The sequence below is a fragment of the Glutamicibacter sp. NPDC087583 genome, assembly GCF_044743685.1.
Classification (GTDB): domain Bacteria; phylum Actinomycetota; class Actinomycetes; order Actinomycetales; family Micrococcaceae; genus Glutamicibacter.
The window spans coordinates 210690-232119 of record NZ_JBIUWY010000002.1 but is presented as its reverse complement, the minus strand read 5'-3'; the positions used below and the strand labels follow the sequence as shown (position 1 = coordinate 232119).

Here is a 21430-nt window from a genome sequence, read left to right as displayed (position 1 = left end):
TCATGGCACACGCACTTCCACAACGCATCCTGGTAGCCCCTTCCGGATTCAAGGAATCCCTCGACGCGGCGGCAGTCGCGGCGGCCATCGGCGCCGGGGTTCGCCGGGCCTTGCCCGGAGCCACGGTCAAGGCAGTGCCCATCGCCGATGGCGGCGAAGGCACCGCAGAAACCCTGGCATGCGCTACCGGCGGCCACCTGGTGCCAATGGCAGTCACCGGTCCGGTCGGCCAGCAAGTCGAGTCCCACTACGCCATGCTCGGTGGCGAAGCGGCCGGAACGGCAGTCGTCGAAATGGCCGCCGCTGCGGGCCTGCGGCTGGTTCCCCGCGACCAGCGGGATCCGGGAACCACCACCAGCTACGGTGTGGGCGAGCTGATCGCGGCCGCCATTGATGCCGGGGCCTCCAAGATCCTCGTGGGCTGCGGCGACTCGGGTACCTCGGATGGAGGCATGGGGGCATTGCAGGCGCTGGGTGCACGAATCCTTGATGCCAGCGGCCATGAGGTCAAGGCCGGCGGCAACTACCTCGGATCGGTGGACCGGTTGGATCTGTCCGGCCTGCACCCGGCCCTGGCTGCCGGGAATGTCCGGATCACCATGGCGCTGAACCCGCACAATGTGCTGACCGGCCCGCGCGGAGTGGCCCGCGTTTTCGGTCCGCAGAAGGGGGCAACTCCGGAACAGGTCGAAATCATGTCAGCAGGTTTCGAACGCTGGGCCTCGATCCTGCGCCGCGATGCGCTGGAGTCCTCGCGCTCCACGGATTTCGCTTTGGCCCCGGGGACGGGTGCTTCGGGCGGGCTGGGCGCTGGCTTGGCGGCGGTGGGGGCGGTGCTCTTGCCTCGCTTCGAGGCGATCCTGGACTCGGGCTTGGCCGGCATCGATCTGGACTCGATGCTGCGCGGAGCGGATCTGGTCATCACCGCAGAAGGCGCCATCGACTTCCAGACGCCCAAGGGCAAGGTGCCGGCGGAGGTAGCACGGCGCGCGGCGCTGCATGGGGTGCCGGTAGTGGCCCTGGCAGGAACTCTGGGCCGCGGCTGCCGAGACGTGCACGATATCGGAATTGACGCCATTGCCTCGATCATGCCCATCCCGATGACGCTGCAAGAAGCAGTGGATGACGGGGAGCGGCTGCTGATCGAAGCGGCCGAACGTTTCATGCGCACCATCATCCTGGGTGCATCAATGGCAGCAGCCCGGCTCAGCCCGCGCGAGGCTTGGTAGCAGCCAGCGGTCGCGCCCTGAATAGGAACAGGCGTGCTGCCTTGACCGTTGACAACGGCGTTCAAGGCAGCACGCCTGTTTTTCGCGTATTCCCTAGAGCTCGATAGCCGCCACGGCCTGAACCGCGCGTGCCGCCTCGGCGCCCTTCTTCAGGAAATGCTCGAAGTAGAAGCCCTGGTGCTCATCATTCGAGTGGAAGTGGTGCGGGGTCAGGCTGACCGAGAAAGTAGGTACATCGGTATCCAGCTGGACCCGCATCAAGCCGTCCACTACCGCCTGGGCAACGAAGTCGTGGCGGTAGATGCCGCCGTCAACCACGAGGGCTGCGGCTACCACTGCATCGTACTTGCCGGTCTTCGCCAGGCGCTGGGCCTGCAACGGCATTTCGTAGGCGCCGGGTACGCTGACGACATTGATGGTGTATTCCTGCCCGGAAGAATCCATCTCGGCCTTGAAGCCGGCCAGGGCCTGGTCGACGATATCCGCATGCCAGCTGGCCTTGATGAAGGCGACGTTCAATGGCTTGCTCATGAGTTGCTCCCTGATTCTGCGTGCAAATGTCTAAGGCTTTTGATCTAGCCTAGTGGCGTGGGTCTCAATGGAATAAATGGGGAAGGGATCCGCGTAACGAATGAGCCGGTTCAGCGCCAGCCCATCAGCGGGGCCACGTGCTTGAGCACTGATTCGATGACGTGGGCGTTGTAGTCCACGCCCAACTGGTTTGGAACGGTGAGAAGGAGCGTATCCGCCGCGGCGATGGCTTCGTCTTCGGCCAGCTTCTTGGCCAGTTCATCTGGTTCCCCGGCATAGGACTTGCCGAAGACCGCACGGGTCTTCTCATCGATGTTGCCGATCTGGTCCGAGCTGTAGCGGTCACGGCCGAAGTACTGCCAGTCGCGCTCATCGGTCAGTGCGAAGATGCTGCGGCTCACCGAGACGCGCGGTTCGCGTGAGTGGCCGGCTTCCTCCCAGGCGTCGCGGTAGAGCTGGATCTGCTCGGCCTGCTGGACGTGGAAGGGCTTGCCCGATTCATCGTCCTTGAGCGTGGAGCTCTGCAGGTTCATGCCCAGCTTCGCGGCCCACACTGCAGTGGCATTGGATCCGGAACCCCACCAGATGCGTTCGCGCAAGGTGTCCGAATGCGGCTCGATGCGCAGCAGGCCCGGGGGATTGGGGAACATCGGGTTCGGGCTAGGCTCGGCGAAGCCTTCCCCGGAAAGCACCTCGAGCAGGCGCTCGGTATGCCGGCGGCCCATATCGGCATCCGATTCGCCCTCGCGCGGCTCGAAGCCGAAGTGGCGCCAGCCGTCAATGACCTGCTCGGGCGAACCACGGCTGATGCCCAGCTGCAGGCGGCGATTGGAAATCAGGTCGGCGGAGCCTGCATCCTCAGCCATGTACAGCGGGTTCTCGTAGCGCATGTCGATGACGCCGGTACCGATCTCGATGCGGCTGGTTCGCGCGCCGATGGCAGCCAGCAGCGGGAACGGGGAGGCGTATTGCTGGGCGAAGTGGTGCACGCGGAAATAGGCGCCGTCCGCGCCGAGCTCCTCGGCGGCGACCGCCAGATCGATGGCCTGCAGCAGGGCATCGGAGGCGGTGCGGGTGCCTGATTGCGGGTGGTCGGTCCAGTGGCCGAAGGACAAGAATCCGATGTTCTTCATGCTTGAGGCAACAAGTAGTCTCGAATGGTTATTCCAGTCCTAGCCTCGTGGTCTGCTAGAACTGGCGGGCGGCGACGTCGGCTCGATGCGCAGTGGCGAGCGCCTCTTCGAGCTGCGCGATAGTCACTGGCTGACCGCGATCGGCAAGGTGCGCGGAGTAGAAATTAGCGGGATCTTGGGCGTAGACGTGAGTGTAGCCACCGGATTCGGGCTCGGCGCGCCACGAATCAGCCAAGGTTCCGGCATTAACCGTGTCGAAGCCCAACGCTTGGACAAGTTCCAGCACTTCGGTCTTGGCAGCAAGGTCATCGCCATATATTGGCAACGCGGTCCTCGGAGCTGAATTGACCAGAAGCGGGATGTGATGCGCCACGATGTTGTTGAAGGCTTTGGTGATGCGGGCGCCGGGAAGGAGCGATGCTTCCAACTGCGCAGTAGTGGACTTCAAGGAATCGAGAACTTCTATGCGCCCGTCGCGGGATGGGTAGTAGTTGCCGGTGGATAGGACCGTCTTGTTGGCAAGCACCTGGGTTGGAAGGTCCGAATAAGCCGACAGCGGGATGGCCAACACGACGATATCGCCATATTCAGCGGCTTCAGCAACGGTTGCCGCGTGCGCGTTGTCGCCGAGTTCTTCCACCACGTCGGCGAGCGAGGCGGTGCCGCGTGAGTTCGCGATGGCCACGGTGGCGCCAGCGGCCACAGCTAGGCGAGCAATGGCCTGGCCGATATTTCCGCTACCGATAATCCCGATCTTGGTTGTGCTCATGGGTTGCTCCGAATTCTTATCTTGTGGTCGATGAGGTATCTAAGGGTGAAGAATTTTATGTGGTGCGGGCAAGTTCCTGGCGAACCGTATCCATGAGTCCAGGGAATCGATGATCCAGTTCTTCGGTGCGCAACCAGTTGCGGTGCCGGGTGCCATCAACCTCTTGCCTGATCAAGCCGGATTCCCTGAGGATGCGCCAGTGCCGGGTGAGTGCCGACTTTGAGACACCAAAGTCCGAGCTGCTGCACGCGCCACCGGGGGTTGCGCCAATGTGAGCGATGATGGCGCGCCTGACCGGATCGGCCAGAGCGGCCATGATTTCGAATAGGTCCATTTCCTCTTCGGAGGGAATGGTTAGAGGTCGAGTGAGGCGGCTTGCCACGTTCATTTCCTTAAACTCCGAAAGGCGTGCATGTACGCAAAAAAGTGTACATACTAGTTATGTACGCGTCAACATGTACATACAGAAGGGATCAGGCCCTGCGAATTAGCGGTGCGATAGCTGTGAGGGGTGAAGTGCTGGAGAGCCGCAGGTTTTCTGCGAGTTGATGGTTGACCAGATCTCATCGAGCGATAGGCTCAGCGCGGCCGCGACGGCGGCGATGGTGGAAAAAGCGGGAGTGGCGACGCGGCCGGTTTCGATTTTCCGCAGGGTTTCGGGGGAGAGGCCGGCTTGGATCGCGACGTCGAGGATTGTTCGTTCGCCGCGTGCCTGCCGAAGCAGCGCGCCGAGGTTCTTGCCCTGTTCGATTTCCCGGGCGGTAAGCGGCAGTCTGACCATAATGAGACCATTATACCGGTATTAAAATACCGGTATAGTAATTGGAATGATCGAGATTCTCACAGCCAGCGAAGTAGAGCGCGCCCGCGAGACCGGACGCCTTGTCGGAAACATCCTCAATACGCTCAAGCACCGCGTGCAGGTCGGCACCAATCTCTTGGAAATCGACGCCTGGACCAAGGAAATGATCGAGGAGGCCGGCGCGGTCTCCTGCTACGTCGACTACGCCCCGTCCTTCGGCAGCGGCCCCTTCGGCCATTACATCTGCACGGGAGTCAACGATGCGGTGCTCCATGGACTGCCTCGCGACTACCAGCTGGCCGATGGCGACTTGCTCACCCTGGATCTGGCCGTCACCTTGAAAGGCATCGCCTCCGACGCGGCGATCAGCTTCATTGTCGGCACGGCTGCGCGTGCAGAAGACCTGAAGATGATCGAGACCACGCAGCGCGCCCTGGCTGCCGCCATCGCCGAGGCGCGTCCCGGAGCCAAGATCGGCGACCTGTCCTTCGCCATCGGATCGGTGCTGACCGCCGAAGGGTACAAGGTCAACATGGAATTCGGCGGCCACGGCATCGGCAGCACCATGCATCAGGATCCTCACGTTTCCAACGATGGCCGCCGCGGACGCGGGTACACGCTGCGTCCCGGTCTTCTGCTGGCCATCGAACCGTGGGTCATGGCCGATACCAGCAAGCTGGTGACCGACCGCGATGGCTGGACCCTGCGCAGCGCCACCGGCTGCCGCACGGCGCACACCGAGCACACCATTGCCATCACGGAAACTGGCGCGGAGATTCTCACCCTGCCCACCGAGCTCTCGGCATAGGCAGAGGCCGGCATGGCGGCGATCAGGCGTTCGGGCTTTCCCCGGTGCCGGCGCCGCGGCGGCGGAGCACCGGTTCGGCCGTGCCGGTGCCGCAGCCCGAGGAGGCGCTGCCGCAGGCCGGGGAAGCAACGGAGGTGCAGCACGATCCGCTGCACCCGCTGGCCCCGGCGTTGCCCGCATCCTCCGGCTGGCGCGAAGCATGGCCGGCGGCTTCGCGCAGCGTCCTGGCCAGCTGCGCCGGGTCCTGGCCTTCTTGGCCCAGGACCACGAACCCCGCGTCGGCAATCATTGCCAGGTCGGCTTTCGCATCCTGCCCTTCGCTGGTCAGATAGTCGCCGAGAAACAGCGAATTGGCCACTTCCAGGGCATTGGCCTGCAAGGAACGCAGGTGCATTTCGCGTCCGCCGGCCATCCGGATTTCCTTGTCCGGGCAGGCTAGCCGCACTACGGCCAGGATCCGCAGGCAGGCGCGCGGGGTCAGGTTCCAGGTGCCTTCCAGCGGAGTGCCGTCGAAAGGCATCAGGAAGTTCACCGGAATGGAATCGGCCTCCAGTGCGCGCAAGGCGAAGATCGCCTCGACCAGCTGCTCAGGAGTTTCGCCCAGTCCAACGATGAGCCCCGAGCAGGGGGAGAGGCCGGCGGACCTGGACTGCTGGACGGTGGAGACGCGCTCGGCGAAGCTGTGGGTGCTGCAGATTTCCGGGTAGAGGGACTCGGCAGTATTCAGGTTGTGGTTGTAGGCGTCGGCGCCGGCCTCCTTGAGCCGCTGGGCCTGCCCCTGCTTCAGGATGCCGATGCAGGCGCAGACCTCGACCTGCGGATGCGCTTCCTTCAATGCGCCGATCATGTCCGCGACGCGTTCCACGTCGCGGTCCGTGGGTCCCTTGCCGGAGGCGACCATGCAGACCCGCGAGGCGCCGCCGGCGATGCCCAAACCTGCCTGGCGCACCGCTTCGCCGGGCTTGAGCCAGGTGTATTTCAGGATTTCGGCCTTGGAGCCCAGACGCTGGGAACAGTAGGTGCAGTCCTCGGGGCACAAGCCGGACTTCAGGTTGACCAGGTAGTTGACCTTCACGGTGTTGCCGAAATGCTTGCGCCGCAGCACCCCGGCCGCGCTGACCAGCCGCGAAGTCTGCGCGTCGCTGGTGGCCAGCAGCCCGAGGGCCTCTGCTGCGGTGAGCTGGTGGCCAGCGGAGATGCGTGCGGCCAGCTCGGTGAAATCTGCGGTGTCGGTGCGCTGCGCGGGGATGCTCATGGGTTCCTTCGCCTGGTTGGATGACTGCCTGCCAAGGTGCAGCCATTCTTGAACGGTGTTCAATTGCTGGCACCAATGTACACGAAAAGCCCCCGACTTGAACAATGTTCAAGTCGGGGGCTTGCTCTGCTTTCCACAGCAGTTGCAGACGGCGCGCGTCCCGTGCGGAGCGCCCGCCGCTCAGCTGGAGGTCTTGCTCCGGTAGATCCGCGTGGCCAGCGCCCAAGCCAGGATCAAGATGCCTGCCAGCCAGGCCAGGGCGATCCAGAGCTCGGAACCCACGGGTTCTTGCGACAGCAGGGCGCGCAGCGAATCGACGATAGCAGTGATCGGCTGGTGCTCGGCGAACCAGGCCACCGGCCCGGGCATTGACTCGGTGGGAACGAACGCCGAGGAGATGAAGGGCAGGAAGATCAGCGGGTAGCTGAAGGCGCTGGCGCCATCCACCGATTTCGCGCTCAAGCCGGCAAGCACCGCTACCCAGGTCAGGCTTAGGGTCACCAGGCACAGCAGCGCGAGCACGGCGATCCACGCTGCCATGGAGGCGGAGGAGCGGAAGCCCATGGCCAGGGCGACCCCCAGTACCAGCGCCAGGGACAGGAGGTTCGCCGCCAACGAGGTCGCCACATGGCTCCAGAGCACGCTGGAGCGGGAGATCGGCATGGAGCGCAGGCGCTGCACCAGCCCATCGCGCAGGTCCAGGAACAGCCGGTAGGAGGTGTAGGCGACCCCGGAGGCGATGGTGATGACCAGGATCCCGGGCAGCAGGTAGTTGATATACGGCCCGGTGGCGCTGGTGGCGCTGGTGCCGATAGCCCCGCCGAAAACGTAGGTGAACAGCAGCATCATGGCCACCGGGGTGATGGCCGTGGTGATGATGGTGTCGGGGCTGCGGACAACGTGGCGCATCGAGCGCCCGGTGAGGATTCTGGTTTCCCGCAGTGCCGCGATGCTCATGGCTTGCTCCCTTCGGTTCGCTGGTGGTGGCCGATCAGTTCCAGGAAGATCTCCTCCAGGCTCGGCCGCTTGGCCACCAGCTCGGTGGTGGCCGGCGGCAGCAGGGCCTGGAGTTCGGCCAGCGTGCCCTGGTGGATGATGGTGCCCTCGTGGAGGATGGCGATTTGATCGGCCAGGTGCTCTGCTTCATCCAGGTACTGGGTGGTGAGCAGGAACGTGGTGCCGGACTCGGCCAAGTCGCGGATCACCTGCCAGGTCTCGCGGCGCGATTGGGGATCCAGTCCCGTGGTCGGCTCATCGAGCAGGAGCACCGGCGGGTTGCCGGCCAGTCCCATGGCGATATCAAGGCGCCTGCGCATCCCGCCGGAGTAGGTTCCTGCGGGCCGGTCCGCTGCGTCGCAGAGGTTGAAGCGCTCCAGCAAGCCGTTGGCGATGGACCGCGGATTCTCCAAGCGGAGCAGCCGCGCGATCAGCAGCAAGTTTTCGCGCCCGGTCAGGACCTCGTCCACTGCGGCGAATTGCCCGGTCAGGCCCAGCGACCGGCGGACCTGGACCGGGTTCTCGCGCACTGCAGCTCCGCAGACCCGGGCGGTTCCCGCATCGGCGGGAAGGAGGGTGGCCAGGATCCGCACCAGCGTCGTCTTGCCGGCGCCATTGGAACCGAGCAAGGCGAAGATGCTGCCGGGCTGCACGGTGAAGTCCAGTCCGCGCAGCACGGGCAGCTTCTTGAATGACTTGGCCAGTCCGGTGACCTCGATGGCCGGTTCCGGGGCCAATGCGGTATTCATGTCATTGCTCCTTCGATTCGTTCTCTGCTTCGGAAATGGTGTCGGCCAGGCGGGTGCGTTCCTTGTCGGTCCAGCGCTTGCCCCCGTAGGCCTGGGCGAAGTCATCGGCGAATTCCGCCGGGTCCTGGCCAAGCAGTTCGCGCAGCGCGGTGCCGTTGGCGGCTGCTCCTTCGAAGAGGTCGGCCAGGTCCGAATACATGGAGATCATCGTTTCGGCGTCGGTGACCCCGCTCTGGTTCAGCAGGTAGCGCTGCACTCCTGCAGCGGCCTTGGCATAGGGCTGGGGCAGGGCCTTGAGGCGTGCCATGCTCTGCTTGTACTGCTTCTTCTGCTCCAGTGAGCCGGTGAAAGCTTCAATCCATTTGGCGACCATGATCAGTGCCCTTTCTGCGGGGTGCTCGGGTGGGGGAGGTTGTTGATGCGGGAGACGAGCAGGTTCCAGATGGTCCAGAAGTCGTCGAGCTGCTGCTTGCCGCTGGGGTTGAGGGTGAAGACCTTGCGGGGAGGCCCTTTTTCGGACGGGACTTTCTCCACCGAGACGAGGCCTTTCTGCTCGATGCGCACCAGCAGCGCGTAGATCGTTCCCTCGGCCAGATCGGTGAAGCCGCGTTCGCGCAGTTCCGTGGTGATCTCGTATCCGTAGGCCGGGCGTTCGGCCAGGATCGCCAGGACGATCCCTTCCAAGGTGCCTTTGAGCATCTCGGTCATCTGTGTGGCCATGGTGCACCCCTCTCTACTTAGTGTCATTGAGTACAAGTAGATAGTAGAACTAAGTAGCGGTATTTAGCAATACTTAGTACCAAGATTTTCCAGATATTTTTCGGAGCTTTGGAGAACCGCCATTTGACCAGTGGCAAGATGGCGCAACCGGAAATCCGGTATGCTCCTGGAAGCTGAGCCGGTACTGGATCTATGGAGATGAGGCGCCATGAAGGATGCGAGATGGCATTGGGAGCTGGTCCATGCCGAGCGTGCGCGGTTGACAGGATTGCTGGGCAGCTTGGCTCCGGAGCAGTGGAACGCCCCATCGCTCTGCGCGAACTGGCAGATCCGCGATGTGGCGGCGCATCTGGCGGCCGCCGGATCCACCTCGACCGCCCGCTGGCTGGTGAATATGGCTCGTTCCGGATTCAATGCCGACCGGCACAACGAGCGGCTGCTGCGCCTGCAGCTCGGGGACGGCGCCCGGCAAACGCTGGATAATTTCAATCGTTCTGCCAGCAAATCCATTGCCCCGCTGAAATCGGTGACCGGTTTGCTGGGCGAAGTGGTAGTGCACGGGCAGGACATCGCCCAGGCACTCGATCTGATCCTGCGGCCTGAACCCACGGCACTGCGAGCGGTGGCAGGATTCTTCGCCTCCAAGGACTTCGCAGTCAATAGCAGCACCCTGGTCAAGGGCTTGCGGATGTCGGCGGCGGACGACGCTTTCAGTTGCGGGAACGGTCCCGAGGTGCGTGGCGAACTGCTGGATCTGGTCCTGGCGATGGCCGGAAGGGAACAGGTCCTCCCGCGGCTTCAGGGCGCAGGGGTCGGCGAGCTGGCACGCAGGATCACGGCACAGCCGCGGAAATAGCAAGCATCGCGCCGCACGATGACTGTACGGCGCGATGCTGGGGAAGCCGGCAAATCAGCCAGCGGGAATGAGGGCGGTGGCCAGCGGGTTCTCCAGATCGCCTGCGTAGAGCAGGCCTCCGGACTGGTCGGCGAGATCCAGCATCTGCTGGTTGTTGCGCAACTGCAGGCGGTTCAAGCACGACAGCGGGAAGCTCTGCGCGAAAAGTCCCAGCTGATCAAAGCGTTCAGCGAACTGCGGATGCTGCCCGCGATAATCCAGCAGCCGTTGAACTACGGTCTTCCAGAAATCTGCTTCGGAAAGCAGTTCTTCGGCATCCAGCAGCGGCGCGAGGAAGCGGAAGAACGAATCAAAGACATCCGTGAAGACCGACAATACCGGATCTCCACCGGTGCGTACCCGGCGAATCTCCTCCGGGAGTTCCACCCGGTCCGAGAGCACGGCAATCTCTTCGCCCAGATCCTTGAGCAGGACCTTCTTCACAGCACCGTTCTCAAGCACCATGATCACGTTTTCGCCATGCGGCATGAACACCAAATCATAGGCAGCCAGGCAATGCACCAGCGGAATGAGGTAGGCATCGAGGTAACGGCTTAGCCAGTCGGCCGGTGCTAGCCCGCTGCGGCGAATGAGGGCGCCGGCAAAGGACCTGCCGGATGCATCGACATGCAATAGGCTGGCCATCGTAGCCAACTTTTCTTCCGGGCCCAGCAGGCTGATCGGGGACTCCCGCCACAGCGCAGCCAGCATCTTCCGCTGCGGATCGCTCTTGCCGGTGGCTGCTTCGAACTGCGGGTTGCGGTAGCCTACGGCCGCAATTTCACGCAGCAGGGCGACCGGCTGGATCGAGAGCACCGGGTCCTTTGCGAACAGCTCGCCCAACCACTGGTTGATCGCGGGAGTCACCTTCATGTACTCGGCACTGAGCCCGCGCATGAACCCCATATTCAAGATCGACATTGCCGTCTTGACGTAGTGTCGTTCCGGGTTGGACCGGTTGAAGAAGGTGCGGATCGACTGCTGCGCCTGGTACTCGTCAACGCTGGTGCCCAGCCAGATCAATTGCTTGCGGGCAATATCATTGGCGAACGTGATCGACAGGCGGTTCTCCCATTGCCAAGGGTGCACCGGAATGAAGATGTAGTCCCCGGCTGCATAGCCGGTGCCGAACAAGGAGGCCTCCAGGGCCGCATCCAAGCGCTGGCGCTCGGCTGGATCCAGCTCGGCGGCCAGCAGCCCTTCGTAATCCAGCGAATCCACGGCGTCGAATTGTGCTCGGGACTTGTGGGCGGCAGCCCAGCCAAGGTGCAGGGCGGAACCGGTTTCGGGGGCGTACCTCAGGTAGTCGGTGCGCCCGATGCCCATTCTTCCGTTGTTGGCTATGAAGCACGGGTGGCCCTCGGTCATGGAAGATTCGATGAGCTGGAAGGACTGTGCGGCTGTGCCGTCGAACCGGGCCAGCTGTGCTGAATTATGGGTTGCATGAACCTGCTTGTAGCAGTGGCTGGCCAGCGTGGATGAGAGCTCTTCAAGGTAGGTGGGCAGCTGCACCGGGGAAAGCGTGAGTTCCTGGCAGAAGTGGGTGATGAACTCAATGGCGCCCACCTCTGCCTGCTGCCAGCTGCCGTCAACGAAGTGGTGGTGTTCCACGGACTGCGGTGAAACCAACCAGTGGTTCAGCTGGTACCGCTGGGCGCTGAAGCTGTAGCGGTGGGCATCCTTCTGGACTGAGTAGCGGTTTTCTCCATGGCCGGCAGGCTCCAGGAGGCGCTCATGCGAAAATTCGCCCAGGGCCTTGGCCAAGACATGGCGGTTGGCGATGTCCCAACGTGCAGGGGAGAGGAATGAGGATTCCAAGCCGCGGCCGGTAGCGGTTTCGAAATCCTGGCGAGTGCAGATGGACAGCAGAGCCTGCTTGATTGAGCCGTCTGCCTCGGAAAGCTCCACTGGACGTACCGGGCTGAAGCCAACGCGGGCATTCAGGGCATGGATGGCTTTGTTGCGCAGGTCAGGTTCCACGATGATTCGTTCGGTTCCGGGCAGGGCGAAAGCCTGGACCATGGCCGAGGAGAGAGCGTCGAGGGTGAACCCAGGCTGCGGCTCGGTGGCTGCCGGAGCCAGGAAGTGCAGTCCACGGTCGCCGCGGACGCAGTTGTACGCATCGGCCAGTGGCGATGCTGCTGGGTCGTAGAGCTCGACAAGGAATTTCTCGTCCCCTGACGCGTCGATGCCGAAGAGGACTTCGTAGCCTGGGGTGCCAAGCAATGTGCGGTATTCTGCTTCGATTTCCTTTTCGGTTGCGTTGGCCATGCCCCAGAAGGAGGCATGCGCGGTGGCAATCCACGAATGCAGCAGCGCAGTATCCCCGGGCAACGTCACGGAACGGAAAGTGTAGTTGGTCATCGGAAGTTCCTTAGGCTCGTGCGCTGGCATTGGCGGAAGTGGGCAAGCCGCTGAGTTCGGCGGCGCCGAATCGCTGGAAAGCGATCCGTCGCTCGACCGGGTAGACCTCGCGTCCAGCCAAGCGGTTGATAATTACTGAATTGCGGTAGGCTCCCATGCCCAGATCCGGAGCGGTGAAGCCGTGGGTGTGCAGTTCAGCGTTCTGCACGAAGATGTCCTGGTCCAACCCGATGGAATATTCGCGATCTACATTGAAGCGGCCATCGGGAAGGTAATCGATGCGTTGGCTGATGCCTTGCAAGAAGTCCGGAGTGCCTGCGCGGTAGCCGGTTGCCATGACAAGGTGGTCGGCGAGGAATTCCAGGTCTTCACCGGTGCGTTCATGGCGCAAGCTGATGGCCAGGTGATCCGTGTCAGCGCCGATGCTCGTGGCCGCGCAGCCGGTACGCAGGTGCACATTCGCTGCGCCATTGACGCTTCGCTGGTAGAGCTCTTCGTGGATTTCGTTGATCAAGTCCGCGTTGATCCCCTTGTAGAGCCCCTTTTGCTCTGCTGACAGGACATCCCGCTGATCCATGGGCAGGGCATGGAAGTGGTCGATGTATTCCGGAGATGTCATCTCCAAAGTGAGCTTGGTGTATTCCAGCGGGAAGTAGCGTTCTGAACGCGTTGCCCACACCAGATGATCCTCTTCTGGCAAGCTGCGCAGAAGATCCAAGAAGATTTCTGCGGCGCTCTGGCCGCTGCCGAGCACAGCAGTTACTTTCGGGCCGGAACCTGCGGTCCGGGAGGATAGGAGTTTCTCGCGGTGGAAGGCGTAGTCGCTTGAGTGCACCACGTTGCCGGTGGCTTGTGCTTCCGTGGTGAGAACCGGCGGCAGATAAGGCTGGGATCCGGTGCCCAGCACCAACTTGTCTGCGGTGAATCGGGTCAGTCCTGCGGCAGTGAGCACCGACAACAGGTAGACCCCGTCGTGGTATTCGGCTTCGAGCACCCGGTGCCCGAATCGTACGCTTTGAATATTTTCTGCGGCCCACGCCAGGTAGTTGGAATACTCCTCGCGCAAGGCGTAGAAGTCTTCGCGGATATAGAACGGGTAAAGCCGCTGTTTTTCCTTGAGATAGTTCAAGAACGAATGCTTGCTGGTCGGGTCCGCCATGGTCACCAGATCTGCCATGAAGGGAACCTGGAGATGGGTTCCGGGAAGCATCATGCCAGGGTGCCAGACGAACTTCTCTCCGGCTTCCAGAACTGCAACGTGCAGATCATCCAATCCATCGGCCAAGGCGGCAAAACCCAGATTGAAAGGGCCAGCGCCAATAGCGATGACGTCAAAGTGCTCGGTAGGTTCAATCATTTCTTCTCTCCAAGGGTGCGTTCGGCCAGCAGTCCGGAACCAATCCGGCAGATAGCGTCGAGGATCTCGCTGATATCGGCCAGGGTCGTATTCGGATTGAGCAGCGTCAGTTTCAGCAGGCGTTTGCCTTTGACCGTGGTGGCGGCGATCATCGCTTCGCCGCTGGCATAGAGGCGTTGGCGGATCTGGTTGGCCAGGGCATTGTGCTCGTCCAGTTCCAGTGGGTGCTGTGGATCTTCAAAGGAGAAGACCAGCGTGCTCAGCTGCACGTCGGCTGCCATCCGAAGCTGGGCGCGCATGGCAACTTCCTGTTGAGCGTCCTCTGCCAAGGCGATGACCTGGTCGAACATGGCACCCAAACGGCTGGCCCCCAAAGAGCGCAACGTGACCCACAGCTTCAGCGCATCGAAGCGCCGTGTGGTCTGCAGGGACTTCGAGACCTGGTTGGGGGTGGACTCGGCCTCCGCACGCGGGTTCAGGTACTCGGCATAGTGGGCGATGGATTCCAAGGAGGCTGCCGAGCGGACCACCAAGGCGCTGGAGCCGATGGGCTGGAAGAAGGACTTGTGGTAATCCACGGTGACCGAGTCGGCCAATTCAATGCCGTCCAACCGGTGGCGGTGGGAGTTGGAGACGAGCAGGCCGCAACCGTATGCGGCATCCACATGGAACCACGCGCCTACTTCTGTGGCGATAGCACTTAGCTGGGGCAACGGATCGATGGCCCCGAAGTCGGTATTCCCGCTGGTGGCGGAGATGGCCATGGGCACCAAACCGGCGGCGAGGTCTGCGTCCAGGCGCACGCGCAATGCCTGCGCATCCATGCGGTGCTGGGCGTCTGTAGGGATCGCCACGGCCGCGTCGTAGCCCAGGCCAAGGAGCATCGCGGCGTTGCGAATCGAGAAGTGCGCATCTTCCGAGCAATAGATCCGCAGATTAGCCAGCCGTTCAGGCAAGGTGCCCCGCAGCTTTGCGGTTGCGGTGTTTCGTGCGATCAGCATGGCCTGAAGGTTGGATTGAGTTCCGCCAGAGGTAAAGATTCCGTCTGCCTGCCCGGTCCCGAAGCCGATCAGATCGGCGGTGAAATCGATGAGTTTGCGCTCGATCAGTGTTGCTCCAGCGCTCTGGTCAAAAGTGTCCATCGAGGTGTTGATGCTAGTGACGAAGTTCTCGGCGACCACCGCAGGGATCACGACGGGGCAGTTCAAGTGCGCCGCGTACTTCGGGTCGTGGAAGTAGACCGCGTCGTTGAAATACAACTCATTCAGCTCGGTGAACGAGTCCTGGGTTGAACCCAACGGACTATGCAGGTCGACCAGGTCGATGCGTTCCTGCAACTGCTGCGGAGTCGGTCCGGTCGTCGGCGCGTTCACCGATGCCAATCGGTGGGCCACGCGTGAAATGGCTTCACGCGACTCGTTTTCGTAGACACGGGCGGTGTCTGCGCAGAGCAACGAATCATCGTAGATCGGCAGTGGTAGATCAGGCATTTGCAGGGTAGGCAGTGAGGCACCCAAAAGCATGCTCCTCAGATAGAGACAATCAATAGTTGGTCAGGCTCACCTAACAAGAATCTATTAACAACACACTTCAATTAGTTAATGCAAGCCGAGTAATTCACTCTCTCCGCCAGAAGAAAAGTTTCTACATTTTCCTGCGGGTGGCGCCCGGCTGTGATAAGTTACCCGCTGACCTGCATCTGAGCGAGGCTGAAGTTGGACCCCTGCGAGGTTGAAATGGAGAGAACTTCTCGACTTCCAATGTCCCGGAATTATCACTAATCGTTTGATTGCACTTTCAAGCTAGAACTGTATGATCAAACAGTTAGAGCAAGGGAGGGCAAGTGGCCACGGCAAGCCCAGGAAAAGTCCAGCGATCCCAGCGTCTGCTCCTCGGGTCGAACGCAACGGACGCGGCAGGACGCTCACTTTTTGATATCACGATTGATCTGCTGTTCGTAGGTACCCTTGGCGCAACTGCCATGCAGATGGGAGTGCTCAATGCGCTTGGTTCCCTTTCCTTTGTGCTCGCCAGCATCCCCGCGGGCCATTTGGTCGACAAGTATTCCGCGTTGCGGGTCCTGCGCATCGGTCTCGGGTCCAAGCTTTTCCTGCTGGGGTGCCTAGCGGCGCTGTCCTTCGCCGAGGAGCTAACGATCCCGCTGGGGATGCTGTTGTGCGCATTGCTCGGCTTCTGCAATGTTTTTTCCGAAACGTCCCAAACCACTGCCGTTCCGCAGCTCATCGGAGATGAGCCTGAAGTCCGAGCGGCGAGCATTAGCAAGCTGATCGCCTCGCTGGGAGCTGCGGACCAGTCAATGACCGTGATTGTCCCGGCCTTGGCGGGAACCGGCTTCGCGCTGTGGGGAGCGCCAGCGCTGCTGAGCATCTCGACGGCTCTGGGCCTGCTGGCAATGCTGATGGCGCTGCAGGTGCGTTCCTCTCGCCTGTCGCAAGGCCCTGGCCGCCGCCCCGGGCCGTCGACTGAAAAGGGCGGCATCCTGGCTGGCCTCAGGTATCTGGCCCGGCACCGCCTGCTCTTGGCAATTACCGTTGCAGTGATGTTCTCCAACTTGGGGCTGGCCATCGGGTCATCCGTGGAAGCGATCTTCATTATCAACGAGCTCGGCTTTGGCGAATTCGGGTACGGCCTTTTCGCCTCGGTGGGTGGCGTTGGCGGGCTAATTGGAGCTGCTATCGCAGGAACGCTGGCTGGAAAATTCGCTCCGGCAACCTTGCTGATCTACACCGGTTCGATGCAGGCAGTTTTGGCGGGCTGCGTATTGGCCGCGGCTTATGCAACCGAAATGTGGTCCATGGCGCTGCTGGGAATTTTCGCGCTGGGATGGGGAATCGTCGTGCTGCTCTTCAACATTGCTGCCTCGTCCTGGATTGTGCAGATCGTTCCGGAGCAGCTGCTGGGCCGGGTCCTAAGCGCACGCCGGTTATTCACCTTTGGAGTCGTACCCGTTGGCGGATTGGCGGGCGGCGCATTGGCCAGCGCGTGGGGGATTACCGCTGGACTGCTTGCCTGGGTCGTTGCCGCAACCCTCTCAGTTATTAGCTACCTAGTGATGCGCGGCCCCGCAAGCCGTTAGGCTGGAAAGCATACGCACCACGAAGTAAAGGCAACCGCGCACGTGAAACTCGTTATCGACGCTCGATACACCCGCATCACCCACCATGATGGCATTAGCCGGTATACCGCCGGGTTGATCGAGGCCGCCAGCAAGCTTGCCGAGGTCACGATGCTGGTCAATGACACCAGGCAGCTGGCAATGCTCCCCGATGTTCCGTATCTGAAGATTTCCGGCCCCACGAGCGTGCTCGAGCCATTCGTCGCCCTGCAGATCAACAAGCTCAAGCCGGATGTCGTGTTCTCGCCCATGCAGACCATCGGATCGTTGGGGCGGAAATATCCCTTGGTCTTGACCCTGCATGATTTGATCTACTACTCGCATCCGCATGCACCGAAGTTCCTGCCTGCTCCGATTCGCGCTGGATGGTTCTTGTTCCATCAGGTCTACTGGCCGCAGCGGATGCTCCTGAATCGGGCCGACGCGGTGGCTACCGTTTCCAACACCACAGCCGAACTCATGCGCAGGCATCGACTGACCAAGAAGCGCATTGGACTGGTGTCCAACGCCCCCACCGGAAATTTTGCTCGTCGAGACCAAGCGAAGCGCCCAAAGAAGACCTTGGTCTATATGGGTTCCTTCATGGAATACAAGAACGTCGAGACACTCATCCGCGGTATGGCGCACCTGCCGGACTATGAGCTGCACCTGCTAAGCGGGATCAACGAGCAACGTCATGCTGAATTATCCAAGCTCATCCCCTCGCAATCCACAGTGGTATTCCACCGCGGTGTCAGCGATGAGGAATACGAGCGGCTGCTCAGCGAATGCACTGCCTTGGTAACCCTTTCGCGAGAAGAAGGCTACGGGCTTCCCCTGGTCGAAGCGATGAGCATGGGAACTCCGGTGATTGCCACCGATATGCCGATTTTCAGGGAAGTCGCGGATGACGCCGCGCTGTACGCTTCGGCAGATGATGCACAAGGCTTCGCGGACCAAGTACGCACTTTGGATGAGCAGGCTACCTGGAGACAGTATTCGCAACGCGCCGTGGAACGAGCCGGGCACTACTCATGGGAACAATCAGCGCAGCAGCTGCTGGATTTGGCCAGATATGCGGCAGATCACAGAAAGTAGTTTGCTGCTGCTTGGTGGATAAGCATCCGGTCTCGCCCGGAAAATGGCGGAATTTCGGGGCAGGGAACGCATGCTCCGCAACGGGAACTTCCGATTTGAAAACGGCACTTGGCCAGTGCTAAAGTATTACTCGTTGCATTCCTCCATAGCTCAATTGGCAGAGCATTCGACTGTTAATCGAAGGGTTACTGGTTCAAGTCCAGTTGGAGGAGCCAAAGAAACCTCCCAGCTCCGCAAGTAGCTGGGAGGTTTTGTTTTACCCAAAAGCGGTCGTTGCCATGCGCAAATTCGAAGTGAAAACCCAGCAACACCCGAACCTCCTATAACCACAGGTGATTAGACGATAGACTTTCGAATCGTTAACAGTTACACCCACAGCATGAGATAAATGCAGTGGGTTTTACGCCTGAAGACTGAGTCGTATGCGGCAACCGGGGTGTTAGCGTTTGATGTACCGGTTGCTGAGCGATCGAGAATATGGAGAAACCATGTCTGAAGCTGAATCGACGCAAGCTGACGAAAGCCTTAAGTCGAGTGTCAAGAGTGCTAAGACGCAGGTTGATGGTCTCAAGGAGCTTGTTCCACAACAGCTCTCGGACGAGATCAAACTCGCGACTACGGTACTCAAAGGCAAGGGAATCAGCATTGGCATGGCGGCGGCGCTCGCCGGAGCTGCACTGCTCGTAGTGCTGCTCTTCGTCATTGCTGTTGTAGTTACCCTGGTCAATGTATTAGCTCTCTGGTTGCCCGGTTGGGCAGCCGCATTGATCGTTGCAGGATTCTTCTTGCTGGTTGCTGCCATCTTGGGATTGGTTGGATATGCCAAGGTCAAGAAGGCACTGCCGCTGAAGCCGGAAGCAGCTATTCGCGGACTCCGCCACGACTTGGGCGTGCTCAAGGACGGCAGCGCCTTCGATGTCAGCACTCTTGATGAGCCGCTGAAGAAGAAGTCGGCTGAGGATGACGAGAAGGCTGAAAAGAAGAAGGAACCGAAGCCTCCGGCACCGAGTGCCGATGAGCTGATCCTTCGCACCAAGCGTCGCCGCCGCCAGATCCAGGCTCTGCGTGACAACCTGGGCGAGAGCGTGCAAGCGCCACTGGCCAAGATCGACAAGATTCGTTCGTTCACCCAGGGAGCTGGGGAAAAGTTCTCCGGAGCAGCTGCCAAGGCGAAGGGATTCGTTCGCCCTTCCCCGTCTTCGTCTTCCGAAGACCAATCGGAGGCTGACAGAGCCGGCTCAAACCGCTTAGAGCAGGCACGACCGTATATCGTGATGGCAGGTTCCGGGCTGGCGCTGATGGCTGTTGTCCGCGCATTGTTCAAGCGCTCCTAGGTCTTTCGCCGACGGGGCCAGGCATTAGCCGTACCAAGCGTGCGCGTGCCCCGTCGTATGAAAACTTAGGCTAGAAAGGCACTGACATGGTTTGGATCGCTATTGCAGCGGCACTATGCAGTGCCTTTTGTCTTGCCTTTGGAGCGCACTTCCAATCGCAGGCAGTCCGCAGTGCTGTTGGCGGTCTGGACCTGACAATTAAGAATGTCGGGAAGCTGGCCCGCAACAAACGCTGGATGAGCGGACTGGGGCTGATGGCTCTTGGCATGGCCTTGAATGTTTTCGCGCTAGCCAGCGCGCCCTTGACGGTGGTGCAGCCAATTGGTGCCATTGCATTGGTGATCACTGCGATGGTCAATGCCAAGGAAACCGACCTGACGATGAATCGTCCCACCGTATTGGCGATCATCAGCTGCATGGTGGGTTCGGTTGGCTTCGTGCTTCTGGCCGTCACTGCCACTAGCAGCAACCAGGAGGTAAACGACTACGAAGCGCACTTGATTGAAATGATCTTGGCGGTAGTCGTTGCCATCGTGGGATTGGCCACCATCTTCTTCCACAAGAAGCTCGGTGCGTTCTTCTTCATCCTCGGTGCTGGCGTCCTATTCGGATTCGTCGCCGTACTGGTTCGAACCATTGCAATCGCCGTGATGAATATCGGCGACGGCAGCTTTGTCCAGCTGCCTTGGCTGGCTGGCCTAGCGGTAGTTGTAGCTGGCCTTCTCGGCTCGTATTTTGTGCAAAAGGCCTACTCAAAGGGACCTCCTGACCTTGTCATCGCAGGGTTGACGGTGATTGACCCGATAATTGGCATTGCCATTGGAATCGGCATCCTAGGGGAGCTGCGTCCTGATGTTCCGGTACTGGTCACCGTGCTGATGCTGGTGGCTGCTGGTTTGGCTATCGTCGGTGTGACCGCACTGTCCAGACATCACCCGGATGTTATTGAACGCCGGAACCAGTCTGAAGCAGAAAAATCCATGCCTGATTCCAAATAGACTGAAGCTGCAGATTTTAATAGAAACTACAACGCGTGTGAACGCCGAAGGATGCTCGTGGCCAAGGAAAAACCGCTGACCATCGTCATTGCTGCTGACACTTATCCGCCAGACGTCAACGGTGCAGCGATGTTTTGCTACCGGTTGGCTACTGCGATGCATGCACGCGGCCACCGGGTGCATGTGCTGGCGGCCCGTGGAGATAAGGGCAAGACCTACACCGAGATCCGTGATGAAGCAATTGTGCATCGTCTGGAATCGCATTCGGTACCTACCCACGAGTACTTCCGCATCGTGTTCCCGTGGGAAGTCAATCGGCAGATCAGCAAGCTGCTCTCGGATATCAAGCCCGATGTAGTCCACGCCCAGAGCCACTATATGATTGGCCAGCGCACGATCGGATGGGCTCGCAAGAACAAGGTTCGTTCCATCGCCACGAACCACTTCATGCCGGAAAACCTTGACCCCTTCCTGCCTTTCCCGCAGTGGTTCAAGCGAATTGTCGCGCAGAATTCGTGGAGAGACATGGGGAAGATCTTTGGGCGGGCAGACGCCGTCACGACCCCGACTCCACTGGCGGCCAAGGCAATGCGTGAGCGTGCCAAACTGAACCGGGTGCTTCCGCTGTCTAACGGGATCGAGATCGGCAACTACGAGCTGGCGGCAGGGGAAGAAATCATTAAAAACGAGTTCCCCACGATCTTGTTCGCAGGCCGTCTTGCCGTTGAGAAGAACATCAATGAACTCATCGAGGCATTGCCTTTAATGAGCCAGGTGCCGGATGCCATCATTGAAATTGTTGGCGGGGGAGAGCAACGCGCTCACTTGGAGAAGATCGCCGACGAATTGCAGCTGCGAGACCGTGTCCGTTTCCTTGGGCATGTAAGTGATGAACAACTGCGCCAGGCCTACCTGCGTTGCGATGTGTTCTGCCAACCAGGCACCGCCGAACTGCAGTCATTGGTAACCCTGGAAGCACTCTCGGCTTCCAAACCCGTCGTTCTGGCCAACGCGATGGCCCTGCCGCACCTGGTAGACGAAGGCATCAATGGTTACATGTTCACGCCGGGAGACCGGCAGGATCTGGCCAACAAGCTAGACCAGGTTCTTGCCTTGGATGGGCAGCGCCGTGCCAAGATGGGTGAAGCCGGGCACGAAAAGGTGAAGAACCACGCGCAGGAAAAGACAATGAACTCCTTCGAAGCCCTTTACCGCGGCCACGAAGTTTCCACCCATTAATAGGTTCATCGTCATCGGGTGCGTCAAGTCGGTGTTTC

General features: G+C 60.8%; 21 protein-coding genes and 1 tRNA gene. 9 read left to right on the top strand and 13 right to left on the bottom strand.

The genetic code is table 11. From position 1 onward, the window contains the following. The first annotated feature begins 2 nt into the window (after positions 1 to 2). Positions 3 to 1229 carry a glycerate kinase gene (locus tag ACIOU9_RS07250; protein WP_402696393.1) on the top strand — a complete coding sequence of 409 codons (1227 nt, stop codon included), beginning with the start codon at positions 3 to 5 and terminating at the stop codon, positions 1227 to 1229. A gap of 93 nt (positions 1230 to 1322) precedes the next feature. On the opposite strand, the gene ACIOU9_RS07245 is transcribed toward ACIOU9_RS07250, so the two are convergent. The 5 genes from ACIOU9_RS07245 to ACIOU9_RS07225 form a co-directional block, all read right to left on the bottom strand. Beyond that, positions 1323 to 1760, bottom strand: coding sequence for a 6,7-dimethyl-8-ribityllumazine synthase (locus ACIOU9_RS07245; RefSeq protein ID WP_105657220.1), 438 nt, complete (start codon positions 1758 to 1760; stop codon positions 1323 to 1325). A gap of 110 nt (positions 1761 to 1870) precedes the next feature. Beyond that, entirely contained in the window at positions 1871 to 2893 is a 1023-nt protein-coding gene (locus ACIOU9_RS07240) for an LLM class flavin-dependent oxidoreductase (RefSeq protein WP_402696391.1), read from the bottom strand. Positions 2894 to 2948: 55 nt separating this feature from the next. Continuing rightward, positions 2949 to 3701, bottom strand: coding sequence for an NADPH-dependent F420 reductase (locus tag ACIOU9_RS07235; protein WP_388024191.1), 753 nt, complete (start codon positions 3699 to 3701; stop codon positions 2949 to 2951). 16 nt (positions 3702 to 3717) lie between these two features. Then, the gene (locus ACIOU9_RS07230) at positions 3718 to 4044 is read right to left on the bottom strand and encodes a helix-turn-helix transcriptional regulator (protein ID WP_105657301.1); all 327 of its coding nucleotides are present in this window, start codon (positions 4042 to 4044) and stop codon (positions 3718 to 3720) included. Positions 4045 to 4149: 105 nt separating this feature from the next. Continuing rightward, positions 4150 to 4443, bottom strand: coding sequence for a helix-turn-helix transcriptional regulator (locus ACIOU9_RS07225; RefSeq protein ID WP_332486659.1), 294 nt, complete (start codon positions 4441 to 4443; stop codon positions 4150 to 4152). Positions 4444 to 4489: 46 nt separating this feature from the next. Here ACIOU9_RS07225 and map point away from each other — a divergent pair, with 46 nt between their 5' ends. Then, entirely contained in the window at positions 4490 to 5272 is a 783-nt protein-coding gene (gene map / locus ACIOU9_RS07220) for a type I methionyl aminopeptidase (protein WP_332486657.1), read from the top strand. A 22-nt stretch (positions 5273 to 5294) separates the two neighbouring features. Here the strand turns inward: map and bioB are convergent, their stop codons facing one another. From bioB to ACIOU9_RS07195, 5 genes are all read right to left on the bottom strand, one after another. Further along, positions 5295 to 6527: a biotin synthase BioB gene (gene bioB / locus ACIOU9_RS07215; RefSeq protein ID WP_402696389.1), complete on the bottom strand. Its 1233-nt coding sequence runs from the start codon at positions 6525 to 6527 to the stop codon at positions 5295 to 5297. A gap of 180 nt (positions 6528 to 6707) precedes the next feature. After that, entirely contained in the window at positions 6708 to 7484 is a 777-nt protein-coding gene (locus ACIOU9_RS07210; protein WP_105657226.1) for an ABC transporter permease, read from the bottom strand. Next, the gene (locus ACIOU9_RS07205; protein WP_402696387.1) at positions 7481 to 8272 is read right to left on the bottom strand and encodes an ABC transporter ATP-binding protein; all 792 of its coding nucleotides are present in this window, start codon (positions 8270 to 8272) and stop codon (positions 7481 to 7483) included. The genes ACIOU9_RS07210 and ACIOU9_RS07205 overlap by 4 nt, the downstream gene beginning before the upstream one ends. 1 nt (position 8273) lies before the next feature. After that, positions 8274 to 8645 carry a DUF1048 domain-containing protein gene (locus ACIOU9_RS07200; protein ID WP_105657228.1) on the bottom strand — a complete coding sequence of 124 codons (372 nt, stop codon included), beginning with the start codon at positions 8643 to 8645 and terminating at the stop codon, positions 8274 to 8276. Positions 8646 to 8647: 2 nt separating this feature from the next. Beyond that, positions 8648 to 8992 (bottom strand): PadR family transcriptional regulator, encoded by a 345-nt coding sequence (locus ACIOU9_RS07195; RefSeq protein ID WP_105657229.1) that lies wholly within the window; start codon positions 8990 to 8992, stop codon positions 8648 to 8650. Positions 8993 to 9200: 208 nt separating this feature from the next. On the opposite strand from ACIOU9_RS07195, the gene ACIOU9_RS07190 reads away from it, so the two are divergent. Further along, complete coding sequence (locus tag ACIOU9_RS07190; RefSeq protein ID WP_105657230.1) at positions 9201 to 9848, top strand: maleylpyruvate isomerase family mycothiol-dependent enzyme; 648 nt, start codon at positions 9201 to 9203, stop codon at positions 9846 to 9848. A gap of 54 nt (positions 9849 to 9902) precedes the next feature. Here ACIOU9_RS07190 and ACIOU9_RS07185 read toward each other — a convergent pair whose 3' ends face one another. The 3 genes from ACIOU9_RS07185 to ACIOU9_RS07175 are packed head-to-tail and all read right to left on the bottom strand — an operon-like array spanning position 9903 to position 15098. After that, positions 9903 to 12251 (bottom strand): GNAT family N-acetyltransferase, encoded by a 2349-nt coding sequence (locus ACIOU9_RS07185; protein WP_105657231.1) that lies wholly within the window; start codon positions 12249 to 12251, stop codon positions 9903 to 9905. A gap of 10 nt (positions 12252 to 12261) precedes the next feature. Continuing rightward, positions 12262 to 13608, bottom strand: a complete 1347-nt coding sequence (locus ACIOU9_RS07180) for a lysine N(6)-hydroxylase/L-ornithine N(5)-oxygenase family protein (RefSeq protein WP_105657232.1) — start codon at positions 13606 to 13608, stop codon at positions 12262 to 12264. Further along, positions 13605 to 15098: an aspartate aminotransferase family protein gene (locus tag ACIOU9_RS07175; RefSeq protein ID WP_105657302.1), complete on the bottom strand. Its 1494-nt coding sequence runs from the start codon at positions 15096 to 15098 to the stop codon at positions 13605 to 13607. The genes ACIOU9_RS07180 and ACIOU9_RS07175 overlap by 4 nt, the downstream gene beginning before the upstream one ends. Before the next feature lie 353 nt (positions 15099 to 15451). Between ACIOU9_RS07175 and ACIOU9_RS07170 the strand changes: the two genes are divergently transcribed. From ACIOU9_RS07170 to ACIOU9_RS07145, 6 genes are all read left to right on the top strand, one after another. Continuing rightward, positions 15452 to 16705, top strand: coding sequence for an MFS transporter (locus tag ACIOU9_RS07170; protein ID WP_133833003.1), 1254 nt, complete (start codon positions 15452 to 15454; stop codon positions 16703 to 16705). 42 nt (positions 16706 to 16747) lie between these two features. Further along, a complete protein-coding gene (locus ACIOU9_RS07165) occupies positions 16748 to 17821 on the top strand; it encodes a glycosyltransferase family 1 protein (RefSeq protein ID WP_105657234.1) in 1074 nt (357 codons plus the stop codon). A gap of 139 nt (positions 17822 to 17960) precedes the next feature. Next, a tRNA-Asn gene (locus ACIOU9_RS07160) sits at positions 17961 to 18036 on the top strand. Positions 18037 to 18309: 273 nt separating this feature from the next. Continuing rightward, on the top strand, positions 18310 to 19155 hold the full coding sequence (locus ACIOU9_RS07155; RefSeq protein ID WP_166650650.1) for a phage holin family protein: 846 nt from the start codon (positions 18310 to 18312) through the stop codon (positions 19153 to 19155). An 86-nt stretch (positions 19156 to 19241) separates the two neighbouring features. Next, on the top strand, positions 19242 to 20153 hold the full coding sequence (locus ACIOU9_RS07150; protein ID WP_105657236.1) for a DMT family transporter: 912 nt from the start codon (positions 19242 to 19244) through the stop codon (positions 20151 to 20153). Between the two features lie 51 nt (positions 20154 to 20204). Further along, positions 20205 to 21392, top strand: a complete 1188-nt coding sequence (locus ACIOU9_RS07145; RefSeq protein ID WP_105657237.1) for a glycosyltransferase — start codon at positions 20205 to 20207, stop codon at positions 21390 to 21392. Positions 21393 to 21430: the final 38 nt, after the last annotated feature.

Coding starts and splice junctions, on each gene's coding strand:
- ACIOU9_RS07250 (WP_402696393.1), top strand. CDS start 3: ATGGCACACGCACTTCCACAACGCATCCTGGTAGCCCCTTCCGGATTC.
- ACIOU9_RS07245 (WP_105657220.1), bottom strand. CDS start 1,760: ATGAGCAAGCCATTGAACGTCGCCTTCATCAAGGCCAGCTGGCATGCG.
- ACIOU9_RS07240 (WP_402696391.1), bottom strand. CDS start 2,893: ATGAAGAACATCGGATTCTTGTCCTTCGGCCACTGGACCGACCACCCG.
- ACIOU9_RS07225 (WP_332486659.1), bottom strand. CDS start 4,443: ATGGTCAGACTGCCGCTTACCGCCCGGGAAATCGAACAGGGCAAGAAC.
- map (WP_332486657.1), top strand. CDS start 4,490: ATGATCGAGATTCTCACAGCCAGCGAAGTAGAGCGCGCCCGCGAGACC.
- bioB (WP_402696389.1), bottom strand. CDS start 6,527: ATGAGCATCCCCGCGCAGCGCACCGACACCGCAGATTTCACCGAGCTG.
- ACIOU9_RS07210 (WP_105657226.1), bottom strand. CDS start 7,484: ATGAGCATCGCGGCACTGCGGGAAACCAGAATCCTCACCGGGCGCTCG.
- ACIOU9_RS07205 (WP_402696387.1), bottom strand. CDS start 8,272: ATGAATACCGCATTGGCCCCGGAACCGGCCATCGAGGTCACCGGACTG.
- ACIOU9_RS07200 (WP_105657228.1), bottom strand. CDS start 8,645: ATGGTCGCCAAATGGATTGAAGCTTTCACCGGCTCACTGGAGCAGAAG.
- ACIOU9_RS07195 (WP_105657229.1), bottom strand. CDS start 8,992: ATGGCCACACAGATGACCGAGATGCTCAAAGGCACCTTGGAAGGGATC.
- ACIOU9_RS07190 (WP_105657230.1), top strand. CDS start 9,201: ATGAAGGATGCGAGATGGCATTGGGAGCTGGTCCATGCCGAGCGTGCG.
- ACIOU9_RS07185 (WP_105657231.1), bottom strand. CDS start 12,251: ATGACCAACTACACTTTCCGTTCCGTGACGTTGCCCGGGGATACTGCG.
- ACIOU9_RS07180 (WP_105657232.1), bottom strand. CDS start 13,608: ATGATTGAACCTACCGAGCACTTTGACGTCATCGCTATTGGCGCTGGC.
- ACIOU9_RS07175 (WP_105657302.1), bottom strand. CDS start 15,098: ATGCCTGATCTACCACTGCCGATCTACGATGATTCGTTGCTCTGCGCA.
- ACIOU9_RS07155 (WP_166650650.1), top strand. CDS start 18,310: ATGTCTGAAGCTGAATCGACGCAAGCTGACGAAAGCCTTAAGTCGAGT.
- ACIOU9_RS07150 (WP_105657236.1), top strand. CDS start 19,242: ATGGTTTGGATCGCTATTGCAGCGGCACTATGCAGTGCCTTTTGTCTT.
- ACIOU9_RS07145 (WP_105657237.1), top strand. CDS start 20,205: ATGCTCGTGGCCAAGGAAAAACCGCTGACCATCGTCATTGCTGCTGAC.